This window comes from Planctomycetota bacterium, assembly GCA_021414025.1.
Taxonomy (GTDB): Bacteria; Planctomycetota; Phycisphaerae; order Phycisphaerales; family SM1A02; genus SYAC01.
Window position 1 is genome coordinate 21,704 of sequence record JAIOPG010000006.1, and the last position, 19,260, is coordinate 40,963.

Consider the following 19,260-nt stretch of genomic DNA (forward strand, 5'->3'; position numbering starts at 1 on the left):
GCGGTGTTCACGGTACGGCGGCAGGCTTGAGCGTGGCCAAGTACGCGACCACATCACGCATCTCGCGCGGTGAAAGCAGCGTGGTCATGGTCGGCATGGCGCTGATCGGGCCGAAGCCCGGCGCGAGCTTGGCGTTGGGGGTGACCAGACTTTCCAGAAGTCCGCGTCTGTCGTAGCGGGCAGCGACTCCCTCAAGCGATGGTCCCGCGTGTCCGCCGCCTCCGGCGATCGAGTGGCAGCGCAGGCATTGCGAGGCGGAATTTGACGAGACGATGCGCTGTCCAATCTCGGCGCTGCCGCCTTCGACGCAGGCGCTGAAGATCGGAAATGGGTCGGGTGCGGCGAATTTTGATTTCCATTCGGAGAGCGACTGGGCGAACTCCGGCTCTGGGCGCGCCGAGCAGGCTTCGATCATTTCAAGTTGGATGGAAGGGGGCAGCGTTCCCAGCGCCAGTTGCTTGGCGAGCGGCTTCAGCGCATTCGCCGCGGCTTCGTCTGTGAGACTCGCCAGTGCCACGATGGCGGCCTGCTGCTCCTGGATTTCGCCCGCCGCCGCGGCCTTTTGCAGAAGCGGGATTGCCTTTGATGGAGCTTCCTTGGCCAGAACGCTTCGTGCCGCGGAGCGAAGCAAAGGGCTGTTCGAAGCGAGTGCCGCGTCGATTGCGCCGGCCAGCTCCGGGTCGTGATCCTGGGCCAGTTGGCGCAAACATCCGGCGCGCTCACGCGGATTCGCGTTGGCGTCCAGCGCGGTGCGCAATGTTGCCGCCGAATCAAGTGCGACGCCGGACTTTCCTGCAAGCTCCCGCGCCTTCCCGCGCAGCGCCTCGTCGGGAGAATTTGAGGCGAGGTTCGGCAAGGCCAGGGCCAGCGCCCGCTTCCACGCTTCGCGATCGCGTGCCTCGACGGCAAGGTCGATCACGCGTCCATGCACAGGTTCGCGCGGCCCGGGCTCGGCCCATTCCGCCAGCGACTCGAAGGCCAGCATCCGCGCCTCGGGCGAGATCAGCGAGCTCTGCGAAAGTTCCGCGAGACGGTTGACCGCCTCGGGATCCGTCAGCAGCCGGTTTGCGGCGATGATGCGTCGCAGCAGCGGCAGCGTGCGCGGATCCTGTTGCGTGAAGACGCCGACGCCGGATTGCGATCCGCCCGCGCGATCGCAGAAGCGATCGCCCAGACCCGCAAGGATCGTCATTTGCGAGTCGATCTTCAGGTCGTAGATCGCGCGGGCCGCCTCGAGCGCGATGGTGGCGTCGGCATCGAAGAGCAGTCGGCTGATGGCGGGATCGCGCATTTGCCGCAGGGCCAAGAGCGCGCCCAGGCGCACCTGCGCGAATTGATCCGCGGCCATGACCTCCAGCTTCGCCCGGTCGCCAATGCGGGCGAGCGCCGTTGCGGCCGCCTGCCTCAGCCAGGGATCCTGATTGTCATTTTCCCAGAGCACGGCGTTGAGGTTGGCCACGCCTTCCTTGTCCTTGAGCCGGCCGAGCGCGGCGCAGGCATAGGCGCGGGCACGGGGATTTTCATCCAGCGTGAGAGCCCGCACGACATCGACTGCCTTGCCGCAGTGCGAGTCGCCCAGCGCGCGGGCGGCCTGCGCCTTCAACTCGGGGTCAGGATCAGCGGCGAGTTCGATCAATTCATCGCAGGCCTTGTTGCCCGCCGGTGTTCCGCCAAGGCGCCGGGCCATCACACCCAGCGACCAGAGCGCGTGCAGCCGCGCCCGTGCCGGCGTGTCGAAGCTGTGGGCCAGCGCCGCCAGCGAATCAATCGAGGCGCTGCCGCGCGCCGCCAGTTCCAAATGGGCGCCATGGCGCACCCGGCGATCGGGATGGTCGAGCCAGCCAAGCAGATCGCCAGTGTTGGCCTTGCGGAATCCGTTCTTCAGGATTTCAGCGCCGCCTGCGGCCGCTGCCTTCGCCAGTTCCTCGGGCTGCCAGACGCGATAGAGGCGCCCGGTGCCGTCGCTGGTCCAGCCGTCGAACCAGTCTGTCACCCACATGGAGCCGTCGGTGCCGAAGTCGACATCCGTCGGCAGCACCTCCTTCAAAAAGATTTCCTCGTCTTTCATCTCGTAGCCCGCGCCCTTGGGCTCGAGCTTGAAGGACCAGATCTGGCTGTAGGCATCGCCGCCGAGGAAGTCGCAGAGGAACATCTCGCCCGCGTACTTTTCCGGAAAGCCGACGCCGGGATAGGCCACGAGCCCCGAGGGACCCGAGGTGAGGTGGGCGATGGGCGGCGTGTTCCACGCGGGCTGCACGAGATCGGTCGGATCGAACGTGTACCAGACATGCTCCTGCGACCACGGGCCGCGCTGGTTGGCGCCCTCGAGCGTCTGGTAGTGCATCTCCCACCCCGCGTCGCCGCCGTCGGGCAGGTACTGGATGCGCGCCTTGTCCCCCGCGTCGGAATTGTTGTCGCCGGTGAAGAGATCGCCGAGGTCATTGAAGGCGAGCTCCTGCGGATTGCGCAGCCCGCGGAAAAAGACTTCAAGGTTGGAACCGTCGAGTTCGCAGCGGAAAACGGCGCCGCGCCCCGCATCTTCGAACAGTTCGCCTTCCTTGCTGCGGACGCTGTAGCCGCGGTCGCCGATGCTCCAGTAGAGGCGCCCGTCCATTCCCAGCGCCAGCCCATGCATGTCGTGGCCGCGCAGGCTGGTCTTCACGCCAAAGCCGGTGAACATCTTCTCGCGGACCTCGGCAACGCCGTCACCATCCTTGTCCTGGAATCGCCAGAGATTCGGAATGCAGGTCACGAAAATTGAATCGCCCACCTGCAGGGCACCGGCCGCGGTTCCATCGAGGGGCTCGTTCAGCTCGCCGGAGAAATTCACGGCGGTGTCGGCCTCGCCCTTGCCCGCGGCGTCGGTGACATGCTTCACGCGGTCGGCGTACTCCGTGTACCACTCCATTCCGTTCTTGCGCTTGCCTTCCCACTTTTTGTAGTAGGCAAGGCGCTCCTCGACGGTCTTGGCGCGAAGATCATCCAGCAGCCACCACGAGGAGTAGCGATTGTCCTCCACGCCGCGATCCTGCCGCGAACTCTCGACGACCATGAGCGAGTTGTCGTTGAGCACCGCGAAGGCGACCGGATCAGCGACCAGCGGCTCCTTGGCCCAGAGTTTCCATTCGAAACCTTCGGGCGGCTTCACCCCCTCGGGATCGTGCGGGGGCTCCGCCGGCGCTTCGGGTTTCGCCTCTTTGTCAACCTGGTCCGACTTCGCTGTGTCCTGCTTCGCAGTTGCGGATTCCGCTTGTGGCGCGGTCGTGGCCTGACTCGACGGCGCGATCGCGTCGCCCGCGGCAATCAGAAAAATTCCGGCAAGGAATGGCAGAAGCCCTGGGATCACTCGCCCATACTAAGCAAGACCAGGCCGACATCGGCGCCATCCACCACGCCGTCGCGGGAGAGATCCTCCGGGCAGCAGGGGCAGTCGCCGAATGACAGAAGGACCAGGCCGACATCGGCGCCATCCACCACGCCGTCGCCGTTGATGTCTGCGGAAGGCGGCTGGCAGCTGTCGGGAATGCCGTCGCCGTTGCAATCCGTCTCCGAGCCGAGATCGATGTTGCAGCGATCGGGAAGTCCGTCGCCATTGCAGTCGCTGGACCAGAGCAGGAATTCGGCGCCGCCGGAATTGGCCGCGCCACTGTTGATGAAGGGACCGCCGATGACACCCGCGTCGCCATGGACGTAGCCGTTGTTGCCGGCGTAGGTGATGCCCTGTCGCTGCCACCCGCCGGTCGTGTCGAAGTAGAGCGAGACGGCGCCGGTCGCGTTCTGCTCGGGCCGCACGCCCACCACCAGGCGCTCGCCGCTGAGCGAGAGCGTGGTGCCGATCCGGTTGCGGGCCGCGCCATATCCGGGCCGCAGCGTGGTGTCGGCCAGCCAGGTTCCGGCGAAGCGGTACATGAAGACGGCGCCGGATTCGTATCCATCCTGCGCATCGCTGGGTGCGCCGACCGCCAGGCGGTCCGACTCGATGGCGATGGCCTGGCCGAAGCGGGCCGCATTGGTCGTGCCCTGGAAGCGCTTCTCGAAGAGCCAGGCGCCTCCGGATTTCACGAAGACATAGGCGGCGCCGGGCGTCGAGCCCGAGACGGTTTCAAAGGGTGCACCGACCGCGATCTTGTCGCCGTGAATCGAGACGCTGGAGCCGAAGGCCGCGCCCACCATCGGTGTGGTCGCGACCAGCTTGGTTGCGTAGTCGAAGGGCGAGTCCGAGTCCGGCCGTTGAAAGACAAAGGCGGCGCCCGCGGATCCGAGTCCGCCGGTCTGATGTCCGCGGGCCCCGATCACCAGCGTGTTGCCGTCAAGTGCGACCTGCTCGCCGAAGAGGTCGCCCACCGTCGGCTCGGGGCAGTTGATGACCTGGCTCAGCGCCCAGGTGGCGCCGCTGGGGGCGTAGACGTAGACGCGGCCGGTCTGCACGCCCGACGAGCGCGCCGTCGGAGCGCCGACCACCACCACGCCCGGCGCGGTCTCGGTTGCGTTGCCGAACTGGGCGTTCATCTCGGCGTCCGGTGCCTTCAGCGAGGCGCTGACGATCCAGTTCTCGCCGCTGCGCCGGTAGACCAGCGCCCTGCCCGAGAAGCTGGCGATGGCGTCGTCACCGGGAATGCCGATCACGGCAGTGGTCGCGCTGATGGCGCCGCTCTTGCCGAAGTAGTCATTGGCCACGGGTGAGGAGGGGTGCACCGGCGCCGCGAGTCCGCTGGGACAGAAAGCCAGCGCCGCGGGCAGCGTGCAGGGCGAGGCGCCGGTGAGCGCGCAGGAATCGAGAGCGCCGTTGTTGTCGCAGTCGCTGCCGACGCCGAAGGCGATGTCGACCGGATCAAGCACGCCGTTGTGGTCGCAATCGGCGAAGGGGGTCGAGCCATGCGAGCAGCGGAAGTTCACCACGGTGTGGTCGGTCAGGCCGATCGTGGTCGCGTTGTCCGCCTCGTTGGCCTGGCCGATGGGCACGCCGGTGGGCCGGTTGTCGAACAGAATGTTCGGGTTGGAGAAATTGTCGATGCGGCTGCCCGGGTCGTAGGCCATCACCGTGCGGTAGAGGCCGCCGCCCTGTCCATTGAAGCGCCATCCCACGCTGAAGGAGTAGAGGCCGCCGACCGTGCATCCGCCGCCGTCACCATTGGCATGGCAGCAGCCCATGTTGTGGCCGAGCTCGTGGGCGAAGGTCTGGTTGGCGAGGCAGCTCCACGCGGTCACGCTGAAGGGAATTTCGTTGGCGGCCGAGGCGCTGTTGTCGTACATCAGCCAGGCGATGCCACAGTACTCGCCGTCGGCGCGGATCAGCGCGATCATGTCGGCGCCCACCACGTCGCGCAGCGAATGGGCGAAGTCCAGCTGGCCGTCGGCGGCGTTGGAAAGGCGCACCAGGTCCGTGTTGAAGTCGCTGCTGACGTAGTCGGTCTCGAGCACCATCACCGGGTTGATGCGGGTGGCGATGGCGCTGCGCTGGTAGGCCAGGTTGGCGCTGGAGAAGGCGGCGGCGATCTGCCCCTCGACGGCGGCCTTTCCGCCCGCGGCGCTCTTGGCGGCGGTGGTGTAGAGCACCAGCACGTCGACGGGCTTGCCGGTGTCGCAATCGTTCAGGCTGCTGATGGGAACCGCACGGTGCTCCGCGGGCGCCGCATGCTGCGGGATGCCAGCGCAGGTCGGCATGCGCGCATCGTCAATCCACTCCAGACTGGAGGTGCCGCCGTCGCTCGCGAGGATGCGCCAGCGCCGACCATCGTCGCCGCGCAGGAATCCGGAGACCTCGTCGCCGCGGATGACCATCACGCCGCCGCCGGTGCCGCCCTCCGATGCATCGATGCCGCTCTTGAAGATCAGCGTGCGCCAGCCGAGCTCATCGCTCTTTGCCGAGTCCAGGACCAGCCGCTCGCAACCCGAGGGACGCAGGTCGGCGGGGGCGGGATCGTCCTGGGAGAGGCCGAGCAGCTCGGGCACGAGCGTGTTGTCCAGGCTTCGGGTCGCAATGATCGAGCGGTCGGTTCCGGCAGCGACCGATGCCGCCGAATGTGGAGCGGCGGCGAGGATGAGGGCGATGAGGATTGGTTGAAACATGGGGGAATGACAAACTAGCCCACGCGGCGCGCTTGGCACTTGATTTTTTCAAAATTTGGCGAAATAGCACCACAAAATCGCTGGTTTCGACGGCTCACGCCGCGTTCGAAAGCATCCAGCGCCAGGTTTCCCGGAGGCCTTCGTCCATCGAGACCCGCGGCTCATAGCCAAGCTTTGCCCGGGCCTTGCTGATGTCGGAGCAGGAGCGTGGGCTGTCGGCCTCGCGCGGCGGAAGGACAAGCGGCGCGACCTTGACCGAGGCGATCTCGGCGATCATCGAGAGAAGTTCCTTCAGTGAAGTCTCCCGGCCCAGGCCAATGTTGAAACGCTCGCCGCGCAGCGCGAGTCGCTCATCCGAGGCCAGCAGGAAAGCCCGCGCCACATTCGCCACCGGAACGAAGTCGCGGGTCTGCGCGCCGCTGCCGAAAAGTTGCGCCGGCTTCTTCAGCTTGGCGGCGGACAGAAACGCGGCGATCGCCGCGGCGTAGGCGCCGGTTGGATTTTGCCGCGGCCCGAAGACATTGAAGAGCCGCAGGCTCGCCGCGTGCGTGTCGTGGGTGCGGGCGTGGCTCTCGACCAGCAGCTCGCCGGCCGCCTTGCCGCCTGCGTAGGGGCTGGCCGCGACCACGGGGTCGCTTTCGCGCGAGGGGATCGCGGCCCCAAGGCCGTACACGGCGGAGCTGGATGCGAAGACCACGCTGGAAACCTTCGCGGCGGCGCAGGCTTGCAGCACCCGCTCGGTGCCGGCGATGTTGGTTTCAAAATGCCTCTCGGGCTCGTGCACGCTCTGGGCGATGCCGACCATGGCGGCCAGGTGGAAGACATGCGTGCAGCCCGTCACGGCGCGGCCGACCGCCGCCACGTCGCTGACCGAGCCCACCATGAGCTCCGCGCCGGCGGGCACGTTGCGCCGATCGCCGGTGCTCAAGTCGTCGAGCACGCGCACTCGGGCGCCGGCGGCGAGCAGGGCGTCGACGATGTGCGAGCCGATGAAGCCCGCGCCGCCGGTGACCAGGGCGGAGGCGCCGCGGAAGCGCTCCATGGAGGCGGGAGTGGTGGAGGGGTCGGACGTCACGCATCGTGAGCATAAGCCGCCGATGCAGGCGCGACGCGCGGATCGCCGATCTTCAGGGATGAGTTACGATCGGTGCCGTGCGTAGGGAAGCGAACATGAGGCGACAGCGCCGGAGAACCCAAGCGTGATCGCCGATGACCGACCCAGGGTCGCCGTGGTCTACCACTTCTTTCCGCATTATCGCAAGGCGATTGTGGAGGAACTGGCCCGCAGCGCGCGGGCGGACTTCACCTTCATCGGCGACGACCACGAGTACATGCGCAGCATCAAGCCCGCTGAGTTGAGTGGGGCCGTGAAATTTCGATTGGCTCCCACGCATCGGATCGGGGGACCTTTCATGTGGCAGTGGGGCGCGGTCCGCGCCGGCATGAGCCCGGACTTCGACACGGTGATCTTTCATGCCGTGCCGCACTGGCCCTGCACCTGGATCGGCGGACTGGCCGCGCGCCTGACCGGCAAGCGGGTCTTCTTCTGGGGACATGGCTATCTTTCGCGGCCGCGCGGACTGAAGGGTCTCTTTCGCAGACTTTTCTACGCGATTCCCCACCAACACATGTTCTATGGGCGGCGCTCCAAGCAGATCGCGATCGAGAATGGCTGGCCGCCCGAGCGACTTCACGTGATCTACAACAGCCAGGACATCGCCGAGCAGACGGCGGCGCGCAACGCGATCAGCGCGGAGCGACCGGCGCAGATCCGGCGCGAGCTCTTCGGCGATGAGCGCACGCCGGTGGTCGTCTGCACGACGCGGCTGATCTCTGTCCGCCGGCTCGACCTGCTGATCGACGCCCTCTCGCTGCTGAAGCAACGTGGCACGGCGGCGAACCTGATCCTGGTGGGCGACGGCCCCGAACGGGAGAAGCTGGCGGCGAAGGCCGACATGCTCAAAGTCCGCGTGCACTTTGAAGGGGCCTGCTACGACGAGAAGCGCATTGCAGAGCTGGTCATGGCCTCAAACGTGACCGTGGCCCCAGGCAAAGTTGGATTGACCGCCATGCACAGCATGATCTACGGGGTGCCGGTGGTGACGCACGACGACGCCGACGACCAGATGCCGGAATGGGAGGCGATCCTTCCGGGCAAGAACGGTTCGCTCTTCCGCAAGAACGATGTCGCTTCGCTGGCGGATGCAATCCAGTCATGGATCGCCACGCCGTTTCCAACCGCCGCGACCCGCGAGGCCTGCCACGCCATCATTCGCCGCTTCTGGAATCCCGACTATCAGCGCCGCTCGATCGAGCGCGCGGTGTGCGGCGAGCCGGCCGACGACTTGTTCGACCTGCGCGAAGCGCCGCGAGCCTGAAGTTCGACCAAGCGCGCCGCGACGATGTCGATTTCGCAATGACGCCGCAGGCTTAGCGCGAACGGCGGACTCGAGCCAGGCCGGCCACCACGAATCCGTCGATCGTCTTCTTGATGTCACGGTGCAGGAAGCGCATGATCCACATGGACAGCAGCGCCGCCACCGGACCCACCACGAAGAGCGAGAGCAGGTCGCCGGTGCGGCCAAATCCCTCGGTCCATTGCGCCAGCAGATAGAAACCACCGAAGATCGGCGCACAGACGCACCAGGGCCGTGCGAAGATCGCGAGCGCCTCCAACCCGTGTTTGCGGGGCGAGGCGAGTGTGCAGAGCCACACCACCAGCGGAGAGCTGACCGCCCAGACCGCGCCGCTGGCCAGGGCCACGCCGCACGCCCCGGCGCCGTGCAGATCCGCGCCGAACCACTGGGCCAGATCCGAGCCGAACCAATTCGGAAGCTCGGCGCCGCACCAGTAGACCGGCAGGCACACAAGGAGCTGAATTCCCTGCCACGCGAAAAAGGTGCCGAAGCGGCGCTGCGCCCGCAAGCAGGACATCGAAGGCCCGGTCGCGAAGTAAAAGGCCTGCATCAGGCTGATCACCTGGAAGGTCGGGATCGCGGGCTGCCACTTCGGATCAAGAACCAGCCGGAAGAGCGGCTCCGCCAGCATCGCCTGCGTGAAGCAGATCGGCACGCACACCGCGCTGAGCACGCGCTGCGCCTTGAGGAAACCGGCGACCTGCCGCTCGGGGTCGTCCTGCAGACGGCCGAAGATCGGCTGCAGCACCACGCCGAGCTGGTAGGCGATGACCGTGTTGGCCTGGCCGGCGATGCTGAAGGCGAGACCGAAGAGACCCGTCTCATACTTGCCCGAGACGAAGCCCAGCACCAGGATCTCCAGCATCACGATGACGTTGTGGATGTACTGTGCGCTGGCGGCCTTGGCGAAGGAGCGGAAGAGAAACGCCGCCAGCTTGGGATGGAAGCGAGCCTCGCCGCCGGCGCCGGCCTCCCGCGAATACCAGGCGGCCCGCGCGCCGACGTTGGCGATCTGCGGCACAACCAGCGACGCCGCGCGACCGCCCAGCGCCGCCATCGCCACGGACAAGAGAGTCGCCCCCATCTGCACCACGCCGTCGATCATCGCGATCCGCGGATAGGCCAGCTTGAGCCGCATGGCGGAGAGCGGCAGCATCAACCGCGCCTCGAAGAAGGGCTTGATCGCCAGCACCGCCAGCAGGCCGATGAGCCAGCCCGCGGGATAGTCGCTGTAAAAGTGCACCACCACCGGAATGCTCAGCAGCGTGACCGCGGCGGTGCCGCAGGCGATGATCATCGCCAGCCCCGCGGCGCTGGAGGCCAGCAGGGCGAAGCGCCGCGGATGCGCGATCAGCACATCGCCCACCGTGAGGGGCAGGAAGAAGCAGAGGAACTGGCAGATCGCCAGCGACTGCACGCCCACGCCGTACTCCGCCGGCGTCAGGAAATAGGCGATCAGCAGCATCGCCCCCGCGGTGAGCGCCTTGTTCACCAGCCACTGCGCCGAATTCAGGATGGAGCCGCGCATCGCCACGCGTCCGAAGCCCTGGGGCTGCGCGGCCTGCGTGTCTGTGGACGGATCCGTCATCGTCGGGCAATGCTAGCGGCGTCCGCGCGGCCGTCCGCCCGCGACGCGACCCGCGCGGGGGCCATCTTTTCCGGCGTTTGATGAAGATTTGGAAATGCTCCGCTCCGGAACGAACTGGAACCTGTGGTATCGTAAGCCCCATTCGTGTGTGGAATCTTTGCGATCCTTTGCAGGCCATCCGGCAAGCTTCCGGGCGATGCGTCCGCGCGTATGCAGCGGGCCCTCGATGCCATCAAGCACCGCGGACCTGACGCGTGCGGAACGCACATCGATCCCGCGGGTCGCTTCGCCATCGGCCACCTGCGCCTCTCGGTCATCGACGTCGCGGCGTCGAGCAACCAGCCCTTCTGGTCGAAGTGCGGGCGCTATTTCGTCACCTACAACGGCGAGATCTACAACTACCTGGAGATCCGCACCGAGCTGGAGCGCAAAGGCGAGGTTTTCCGGACCAATTCCGACACCGAGGTGCTGCTGGCCGCCCTGATTCGATGGGGACCCGAGGCCATCAACCGCCTCAACGGCATGTGGGCCTTCGTCTTCGGCGACACTCAGACCGGCCAATTCGTCGTGTCGCGCGATCGCTGGGGTGTGAAGCCGCTCTTCACCTGCGAGCATGAGGGATCGCTGATCCTCTGCTCCGAGGCGAAGGGAATCCTGGCCTGGCTCGGCTCCACGCCGCGGCCCAACCGCCACGCCATCGGCCTCTATCTGAAGTATGGCATGGGCGGCGAGTGTCTTGAGTCCTGGTTCGAGGGCATCCACCGCTTTCCGCAGGCGTGCTTCCAGCGCGTCGACCTGAAGTCCGACGCCGTTGCGCCGGCCGTCGCCTACTGGAGCTACCCGACCCAGCGCACCATCGGCAACATGGAGGAAGCCAAGGAGCGCTTCGAGGTGCTGCTCACCGACGCCACCAAGATCCGCCTGCGCAGCGACGTCCCCGTGGGGCTGAGCCTTTCGGGTGGCATGGACTCGGGGTCACTCGCCTGGATCGTGGGCGAGAAGTTCAAGCGCAGCCTGGAGTCCTACACGGCGTGGCACCAGCCGAAGGAACTTTCGGAGCTGCCGATGGCGCAGCGCGTGGCGAAGATGTTCGGCCATCAGTCGACGCCGGTGCCGGAGACATCGCACGACCAATTGGTGAAGGACCTGAAGACCTGCATCTACCACCTTGACGCCGGGCACAACTCGCCGGCGATCGTTCCCTACCTCAACCTCTGCCGCGCCGCCCGCTCAACGCTGACGGTCATGCTGGAGGGACAGGGCGCCGACGAGCTGCTGGGCGGCTATCCCTCCTTCGACCTCTTTGTTGCGCTCGATTTCCTCTTCCGCGGCCGCTTCCGACAGGCGTGGCGCAGCCTGCGGGCCAACGCGCATTCGCTGGGCTGGAAGGGCGTCGCGATGGATGTCATGCGCTTCGCCAGCAGCATGGTCTACCGGCGGCAGTCCGATCGCTGGAGCGCGCAGCAAATCCTTGGCGACGAGGCCATGGACGCGGCGCCCGAGCAGTTCCGCAGCCTCACGCTCTCCAAGTCGAACTTCAGCGACGCGCTGTTCTACTGGCACACCTTCAACCTGACCAACCTGCTGCAGTACGGTGACGCCGTGTCCATGTCGGTGAACCTGGAGACGCGCTGCCCCTTCCTGGACTATCGCATGGTGGAATTCGGGTTCTCGCTCAAGACCGACCTGCTGATGCGCGACGGCTTCGGCAAGTACATCCTGCGCAAGTGCGTCGAGCAGAGCCTGCCCAACGAGATCATCTGGCGGCAGAAGAAGGATGGCTTCGGCAACTCGACCACGCGGATGATCCGCGAGCTGGTGCAGGAGCGTGGATTGCCGGAAGAGGCGACGGAGCTGGCGATCGAGCACGGCATCCTCAGGCCGCACATCCGCGAGAAGGCGGTCTTCCAGCGCCTCCCCGAGAACATCCAGTTCCGCATGTATTCCCTCCTGTTGTGGCTGGAGATCTTCTACCACGACAAGGCACCGGTCTCGCGCGAAATGGCGTCGGCCACTCGCGCCGCGGGTTGATTCCAATTCAATGAAGCGAGTCGGCGATTACGGGGCGGCCGGAGGCAGCACGCCGGTCTTTTCCCAGGCCCTGATATTGGTGAAGCACTGAATGATCGCCTTCGAGGTTTCCGCCACCAGCGTCTGCTTGACCTGCGGGTCGGTCCAATCCATCGGCGCCTTGCCCTTGAAGTAGTCGGCCGTGAAGGCCTTTCGCCAATCCTGCACGCCGAAGTTCTTCTCGGTGACGATGGTCGCGGCCTTCTCCTCGTCCTGGGTGACGATCGAGATGCGGTAATTGATGCCGGTCCAAAGCGCGAAACCGTTGGCGCCCGCCTGCACGGCCGGAGCGATCTGGTCCTCGATGAAAGCGCGGGGCTGGATCAGGCGGCAGTAGGGGGCCACTCCGCCGGGAACCCAGAAGTTGCAGACGTTGGGGATGACCGGCTTGCCGTGGGCGAGCAATTTGGCGAGGCCGACCTGCGCCATGCGCCACGCGCGGCCATCCTCGCGCACGCTCGCCGGAGTTCCGCGGATGCTGTTGGGGCTGCCCGCAACCACCATGCTCGGGTCGTAGCAGTCATAGATGCTGACCGAGACCCAGTCGCATTCGCGCACCAACGGCATCACGGCCTCGGACATGCTCTTCAGCATGACCTTCTTCTGATCGTCGGGGGCGGTCGCCCATCCCTTGCCCTCGATCCAGTAGGGCAGATTCGGAATTCCATAGAAGGTCCACTTGGACTCCGGCCATCGCGCCTTCATGGCGCGGATGCACTCCGTCATGGTCTGAATGGTCAGCTTGTACTCCGGGGAATCTTGACCCTTGCTCAGATTGGCGAAGAAGGGCTCCTCGAAGTCGAGCATCATCCAGGTGGGCGGACGGCCGCCGGTCTTGCTCTCCACTTCCTTGGTGACCGCGGCGATGTCGATGATGCCGCTCTTGTAGGAGGGCGCGTCCTGGTTGATCTGCATCCACACCTCCGCCTTCAGCGACATCGCCCGCGCGATGCTTGCGGCTTCCGGCAGCCCGTCGTACAGAAGGAGGAGTTGTGGCACGGCCGCTGCCGCGGTTGCGGAGGCTGTGGAAGCCGGCACGCAATTCCATTGTTGAAGGCCGAGCAAGGTGAGCAGGCAAAACAGCAGGGATGACCATTTGATTTTTGGCATGTGTTCCTTGGCAAAGTATAGGGTGGCAGGCCGAATTTTGGTCGGGTTGAAACTCCGATGCCGCGACCTCACCGGCACATGGCGCGGATCGCGTTGGCGAGCATTCCCGCCTCCTCCGTGTAGACCCCGACGCTCCTGGGCAGGCCCGCCAAGGCGCGGCCCCAGCGTGCGATGTCCTCGCCGGTGATCCCGGCGATGGCCTTGAGCACCGCCTCGTCGCCCTGCTCGCGCAGCAGGAGACCGACGCCGAGGCGCTCCACTTCCCTGCCGTCGCCACTCTCGAGCATGCTGATCAGCGGGCGCTTGAAGAAGCAGCTCTCGTAGAAGCGGTTCGACCGGCAGACGCTCTGCGCCCAGCGCCAATCGGGATCGATCACTCCCGGCTCCGGATAGCACGCCCAGACGATGTCCACCGACCCGTAGAGCGCCGGCAGATCCTCCGGCGACTTGTACTTGCCGCGAAACTCGAAGTTGGCGGGCAGCGCCCCCGGATCAGGCGCTTCCACCGGGTGCATGCAATATCCCGCCGCGATCACGCGCACGCGATCCGGCATCGACTTGGCGACGTGCATTAGGAGATTCCACGACCAGGCGCAGCGCAGCACGCCGAAGTAGCCGATGCGCAGGGGCCGTCGGGAGGGATCGAAGGCTTCGGGCGGGTTGGGATTCCGCCCGGCGAGCGCCATCTTCAGGGGCTCCTCGTCAAGCTTATTTTCCATCAAGAGCACGGGAGTCCGGCTTTTCAGCCGCCCTTGGTAATAGTCCTCGGCGAAACCGCGGGCGGTCACCACCAACAGCTTCGAATGGTTCACGATGAAGCGGTCGATCCCGCGCGAGAGCCGGCCCTTCCAGCCGCGCGCCACCTGGGCATGGCGGATGTCGCCGACCTCCACGATCACCCGCACGCCGAGGCCGAATCCGGCGAGGATCGCGAAGAGCGCCATGTCTGGGCCGGAGGCGTAGGCCACCTGGTTGCGGCGCAGCACCCGGCGCAGCGTGGGCAGGGCTCTGAGCATCTTGAAGGCGCGGGCGAGATAGCGGCCATGCGAAATGCGGCCCAGGCTCGTCACCGGGCAGGAGGGCATGCGCCCGGTGTGGTAGTCGCGCTCGAAGGCGGCCGCCTCGACCTGGAATCCGGCGGCCTGGAGCATGGAGACGCGCTTCGAGTCGCGCGGATGGCCGAGAACCGGAAGCACGCTGCACACCTTGACGGTTTCGTTGGCCATGTCGCGGGGCAAGAGTATGCCGCTGCGCAGAGCCATGCAAAGCGGCGCCGGATCGCCGCGTGATAGACTCGGTCGCGAGAAACAAATGTTCGGCCCTGTCGTCCTCGTCGCTTTCGTCGTGCTCTGCCTCGGCGCCCTGGTGAAACCCCACTGGGCACTGGCGCTGCTGCTTTTGATGTATCCGCTGGAACAGGGCTTGCAGGGATGGTTTCCGATGTTCGTTGAGCGGCAGGCGCTGGCCAACTACATCGTCGGCGTCGTGGTGGTCATCTGCCTCTTCCAGGCCTACATCCGCGGCCTCATCGATTTCGAGGGGTATTTCAATCCGGTCTGGGTGACGATCTTCGTCGCCTACATCTATTCCTTCATCACCATCATCTGGACCCCGGCCACCGACAACGCCTGGCAGCTGGTGATCGACGGATGGCCTTACACAGTGATGTACATGCTGATTGCGCCGCTCCTTCTCTCCGAGATCAAGGACTGGCACAACACGCTCGTGGTGGCCATCGTCTTCGGATGCGTCAGCGCCGTCGCCATGCTGATCTCGCCGGAGTTCACCCTGAAGCAGGGGCGCCTAGGCATGGACTTCACCTCCAAGCTGCGCTCCAGCCCGCTGGCGATCGGCGAACTGGGCGGATTCCTCATGCTCGCGACCACACTGCTGGTGCTGCCGGGCAGTTCCTTCATCTCCAAGGTCTATCGCTTCTTCGCCTTCTTCGCCGGCGTCGTGCTCTCGATCTATTCGGGTTCGCGCGGGCAGTTCATCTTCGCCGGCTTTCTCTCGGTGGTCTTCTTCCCGCTGTCGCGGCCGATCAAGAATGTCTCGCAGTTCTTCCTGCTCTCCTTCGGCGCCGTCGGACTGCTGGGCGTGGTCGGGTTGGTGGTCGCCTTCCTGGTGGGCGATCCGGAAATCGCCATGCGCTGGCTCAATCCGCAGGAAGCCGACCGCGCCGTGGGACTGCGCTCCGCGAACATCGTGGATTTGCTGGATGGATTCATGCGCGCGCCGGCCATGTGGCTGCCGGGCCTGGGACTGAACGCCTTCACCGCGCTGACCGGATCCACCGAGCCCTATTCGCACTCCATCTTCGTGGACGTCCTCGCGGAGATGGGGCTGGTCGCCTTCGTCATCATGATCGCCTGCCTCTGGAGCATCCTGCGCCGCTCCATCCAGCTGATCCGGGAGAACCTGCTTCTGCCGGACAGCCGATCGGCCTCGGTGGTAATGGTGGCGCTCTGCGCCTACCAGCTGCTGCTGATGAACAAGCAGGGGCAGCTCTGGGCGTCGCAGAACACGCTGGTCTACTTCCTGCTGCTGGCCAAGATCACCGCGGCGGGGGTGGAGGAGCCGGTGCCGCACATCTCGTACACCCCGGGCGGCTCCGTGGATCTTGATGGCGAATCCGAGCACATGCCGACGCACGCCTAGGCGTTTCGCGGGATCGCCCGTGCGGGCGCGGATTCACTTGCGGCGCAATTCGAACACCAGCACGCAGCGCAGTCCGGCGAGGAACCCGAAGCCGTTCACCACGCGCTCGTAGATCAGGCCCAGCGGGTAGGTGACCGCGGAAATTCGCAGATATTCGGGCCGCCCCTCGACGGTTCCGAGCTCGAGAATCTCGAAGTCCGTCTCCGCGGCGAGGCGCCGCACGCTCGATCGCGTGTTGCACCGGTAGAGGGTGGGAAAGGTGTCGTCCTCGGCGCGGGAGCGCAGCTTGTTGTAGAAGCGGTGGAACCCGTGCGGCGTCATGCGGGCGAGCGTGGGCACGTAATGCCACTTGTTCGGAGTCTTGGCCAGGAAAACGCCGCCGGGCTTGAGCACGCGCCGGATCTCGCGGAAGGAGAGGGCGGGATCGGGGACATGCTCCATCACGTTGTCGGCGAAGACCAGGTCGAAGCTGTTGTCGTCGAAGGGAATCCGGTTGGTCGAAAGATCCAGCAGCTTGGCCTCGTCGAGATAGGGATTCTCGAAGACCGCCTTGTCGACGTCGATCCCGGCGACGAAGCCGGCCATCCCGCGGAAGTTCATCTGGGCCAGCTTGCCCCGGCCGGCGCCATAGTCCAGCACGCGGCAGCCGGGCTTGATGTGCTTGAGGATCCGCTCGCGGAAAATATTGTCGTCCCAGTTTCGCGCGAACTGCGGATACCAATGTTGATCCATCCACGCGACGAGTTTGCTCATCGGGCGACTCCCGGATGGATCAGGCCGTCCTTTTCCGCGCGGCTGGGATAGTTGATCAGCACGGCGCGGTAGACCCCCTTGAAGACAAAGAGGCTGCCGGCCGCGGCGCCGAGAATGCCGAAGGCCGCGAAGAGCGCCTGGATGTCCTTGAGGGATCCGGCGCCGCCCAGCACCGTCATCGGCACGCCCACCGCTTCGCGCACGCGGCGCACCAGCTCGAGGTCGTAGCCCTTCATCATGCCGTCGCGGTCGATGGAGTTGAGGATGATCTCGCCCACGCCCAGCTGCTCCATCTGCCTGGCGGCCTCGACGGGGTCGCGCTTGGCGGGCTTGGTGGCGTTGCGGGTCCAGAGCTCGTACTGGCCCGGCTTGGCGCCGAGCTTCACATCCAAGACCACCACCACGCTCTGGTTGCCGACCACCTTGGCGGAGTGTGCGATGAGCTCCGGATCCTCCAGAGCGGCCGAGCTGATCGCGACCTTCTCGACTCCCAGCGCAATGATGCGCTCGACCTGCTCCACCTTCTTGACGCCGCCGCCATAGCAGAGCGGCATGCGGCACTCGGCGGCGAGGTTGCGGATCAGGGTGTAGTCGGGCTCGCGCTGCCGGCTCGAGGCGTCGATGTCGACCACCATGATCTCGTCGACCTCCTTCTCGTTGAAGATGCGCACCGCGTTGATCGGGTCGCCGACGTACTTCGGCTCCTTGAACTGGCGGGTCTTGACCAGGCCATGGTCCTTGACGAGCAGGCAGGGGGTGATGCGGGGTCGGAGCATGTTCAGAGTTCCGCGAAGTTCTTCAGCAGCTGCACGCCCCACCCGTGGCTTTTCTCCGGGTGAAACTGCACGCCGTAGACGTTCTTGTGGCCGACGCTGCAGGCGAAGAGGCCGTTGTAGTCGGCCTGGGCGAGCACGTCGTCGGGGTTCTTCGCCGCGAAGTAGTAGGAGTGCAGGAAGTAGTAGCGGATCGGATGTTCAAGCGAGGCGAAGAGACCGGATTCCCGCTTCGGGATCACGTCGTTCCATCCCATGTGCGGCAGGCGCATCATGTCGGGCAGTTTGCTGTCGTCGAATCGCTTCACTTCTCCGTCGAGCCAGCCCAGGCCGGGCAGCTCGCCCTCGTCGCTGCGATGGCCCATCATCTGCAGGCCGACGCAAATGCCCAGGACCGGCTTGCCGGATGTCTTGACCAGCTCGTCCAGCGGCTCGCGCATGCCCGACTCGTTGAGGCGCTTCATGGCCCAGTCGAAGCTGCCCACGCCGGGCAGGATCAATTTGTCGGCGCTGCGCAGGTCCTCGGGGGTTTTGGCCGGCGCCGCGTCCAGGTTCAGCTTCTTGTAGATGTTGGCGATGGCCTGGATGTTGCCCAGGCCATAGTCGATGATGCCGATCATCTCGGGCCGCCCGTCATCTCTTGCCGCCTAGCGTCATGCCGAGCATCGACATCACCTTGGCGCCGACGCGGTAGACGCTGTCCTGCGACTTGTAGTCGCGATAGGTCTTGTTGGGCGCTTTCAGATAGCCCTCGAGCTCCGCAACCGTGATGCCGATCTTGGTGGCGATGTACTCGAAGTCCTGGTGCACGGTCTCGGGGTCGTAGGGGGGTTTCTTCAGGCGCTCGATCGCCTCCGCGCGGGTCATCTGCTCGGTGAGAATCAGGCTGGAATACTGCACCCGCCGCGTGTCGTAGCCGAACTTCACCGGCAGCCAGTAGCCCTCGTAGAACTTGGTGAAGCGCGACTCGAAGTGCTTCTGCGGATAGGGCAGCCAGCCGAACTTCTCGGCGAGCAGCTTCATCGCATCCTCCTTGTGATAGGGGACGTAGTTGAGCGGCGTCACCACGCGGATCTTGCGGATGTAGGGCAGGTAGACCTTGTGGCGCAGAATGCTGGTGATGGGGAAGTTGATCAGCGGCTTGCTGCCGAACTTGCTGTGGATGTCCTTGAGCTGCACCGAGTCGGACTGGTAGTACATCCACTCCAGCGGATTGCGCACGCACTCGGTGGAGTAGTTGGCGCCGGTGAGGATGTGGCGGATCTTGTACTTCTCGGCGAAGTTGTACATGGTGGCGAAGAAGGCATGGTCCTGCGGCGTGTCGATGTGCGAGACGCCGGACTTGAAGAAGGCCAGCTGCAAGTCGCGCATCTCGGTCCAGTCGATCACCTCGGTGAAGAGGTCCAGCCCCAGCTTGTCCACGATCTTCTCGATGTTGTTGACCGCCTCCTGCGAGTTCCATCCGGCGTCGACGTGGAAGACCAGCGGGCGCAGGCCGAACTGCTCCTTGGCCAGGTAGGTCAGGTAGGAGCTGTCGATGCCTCCGCTCATGCCGATGATGCAGTCGAAGTCCTTGCCCACGCCCTCCTTCTTGATCTCCTCGATGATCGGCTGCAGCGCCTTCAGGCCGCGCTCGTCGGTGTGCCAGTTGGGCTTGATGTCCTTGATGAAGGTGATGCAGTGGTCGCAGACGCCGCGGGCGTCGAACTCGATCTTCGAGTCGCTGGTGTCCATCACGCAATTGGTGCAGATCTGATAGGGGCGCTTGGTCATGGGAGGGATGGCTTCGATGGTGGGGCTGTCGGCGGGAGGGGATCGAACA

At 65.5% G+C, this 19,260-nt stretch carries 13 protein-coding genes; 3 read left to right on the forward strand and 10 right to left on the reverse strand.

From position 1 onward, the window contains the following. Window positions 1-7: 7 nt before the first annotated feature. From K8R92_07755 to K8R92_07765, 3 genes are all read right to left on the reverse strand, one after another. The gene (locus tag K8R92_07755; GenBank protein MCE9619790.1) at window positions 8-3,346 is read right to left on the reverse strand and encodes a HEAT repeat domain-containing protein; all 3,339 of its coding nucleotides are present in this window, start codon (window positions 3,344-3,346) and stop codon (window positions 8-10) included. Then, window positions 3,343-6,069 carry a hypothetical protein gene (locus K8R92_07760; GenBank protein MCE9619791.1) on the reverse strand — a complete coding sequence of 909 codons (2,727 nt, stop codon included), beginning with the start codon at window positions 6,067-6,069 and terminating at the stop codon, window positions 3,343-3,345. The genes K8R92_07755 and K8R92_07760 overlap by 4 nt, the downstream gene beginning before the upstream one ends. A gap of 94 nt (window positions 6,070-6,163) precedes the next feature. Then, a complete protein-coding gene (locus tag K8R92_07765; protein ID MCE9619792.1) occupies window positions 6,164-7,144 on the reverse strand; it encodes an NAD-dependent epimerase/dehydratase family protein in 981 nt (326 codons plus the stop codon). A 124-nt stretch (window positions 7,145-7,268) separates the two neighbouring features. Here K8R92_07765 and K8R92_07770 point away from each other — a divergent pair, with 124 nt between their 5' ends. Then, window positions 7,269-8,447: a glycosyltransferase gene (locus K8R92_07770; protein ID MCE9619793.1), complete on the forward strand. Its 1,179-nt coding sequence runs from the start codon at window positions 7,269-7,271 to the stop codon at window positions 8,445-8,447. Between the two features lie 52 nt (window positions 8,448-8,499). Here the strand turns inward: K8R92_07770 and K8R92_07775 are convergent, their stop codons facing one another. Further along, entirely contained in the window at window positions 8,500-10,074 is a 1,575-nt protein-coding gene (locus tag K8R92_07775; GenBank protein ID MCE9619794.1) for an oligosaccharide flippase family protein, read from the reverse strand. 144 nt (window positions 10,075-10,218) lie between these two features. Between K8R92_07775 and asnB the strand changes: the two genes are divergently transcribed. Continuing rightward, a complete protein-coding gene (gene asnB / locus K8R92_07780; GenBank protein ID MCE9619795.1) occupies window positions 10,219-12,105 on the forward strand; it encodes an asparagine synthase (glutamine-hydrolyzing) in 1,887 nt (628 codons plus the stop codon). Window positions 12,106-12,132: 27 nt separating this feature from the next. On the opposite strand, the gene K8R92_07785 is transcribed toward asnB, so the two are convergent. Together K8R92_07785 and K8R92_07790 are read right to left on the reverse strand one after the other, a co-directional pair. Beyond that, the gene (locus K8R92_07785) at window positions 12,133-13,143 is read right to left on the reverse strand and encodes a hypothetical protein (protein ID MCE9619796.1); all 1,011 of its coding nucleotides are present in this window, start codon (window positions 13,141-13,143) and stop codon (window positions 12,133-12,135) included. A 179-nt stretch (window positions 13,144-13,322) separates the two neighbouring features. Next, window positions 13,323-14,480, reverse strand: a complete 1,158-nt coding sequence (locus tag K8R92_07790; protein MCE9619797.1) for a glycosyltransferase — start codon at window positions 14,478-14,480, stop codon at window positions 13,323-13,325. 85 nt (window positions 14,481-14,565) lie between these two features. Here K8R92_07790 and K8R92_07795 point away from each other — a divergent pair, with 85 nt between their 5' ends. Then, the gene (locus K8R92_07795) at window positions 14,566-15,912 is read left to right on the forward strand and encodes a hypothetical protein (GenBank protein MCE9619798.1); all 1,347 of its coding nucleotides are present in this window, start codon (window positions 14,566-14,568) and stop codon (window positions 15,910-15,912) included. A gap of 33 nt (window positions 15,913-15,945) precedes the next feature. On the opposite strand, the gene K8R92_07800 is transcribed toward K8R92_07795, so the two are convergent. From K8R92_07800 to K8R92_07815, 4 genes are read right to left on the reverse strand one after another with little or no spacing between them, the layout of a single operon-like run. Beyond that, window positions 15,946-16,665, reverse strand: a complete 720-nt coding sequence (locus tag K8R92_07800) for a class I SAM-dependent methyltransferase (protein ID MCE9619799.1) — start codon at window positions 16,663-16,665, stop codon at window positions 15,946-15,948. Beyond that, window positions 16,662-17,441 (reverse strand): AglZ/HisF2 family acetamidino modification protein, encoded by a 780-nt coding sequence (locus tag K8R92_07805; GenBank protein ID MCE9619800.1) that lies wholly within the window; start codon window positions 17,439-17,441, stop codon window positions 16,662-16,664. Before K8R92_07805 ends, K8R92_07800 begins: the two co-directional genes overlap by 4 nt. A gap of 2 nt (window positions 17,442-17,443) precedes the next feature. Beyond that, complete coding sequence (hisH, locus tag K8R92_07810; protein MCE9619801.1) at window positions 17,444-18,058, reverse strand: imidazole glycerol phosphate synthase subunit HisH; 615 nt, start codon at window positions 18,056-18,058, stop codon at window positions 17,444-17,446. A 13-nt stretch (window positions 18,059-18,071) separates the two neighbouring features. Continuing rightward, a complete protein-coding gene (locus tag K8R92_07815; GenBank protein ID MCE9619802.1) occupies window positions 18,072-19,211 on the reverse strand; it encodes an N-acetyl sugar amidotransferase in 1,140 nt (379 codons plus the stop codon). Window positions 19,212-19,260 lie beyond the last annotated feature (49 nt).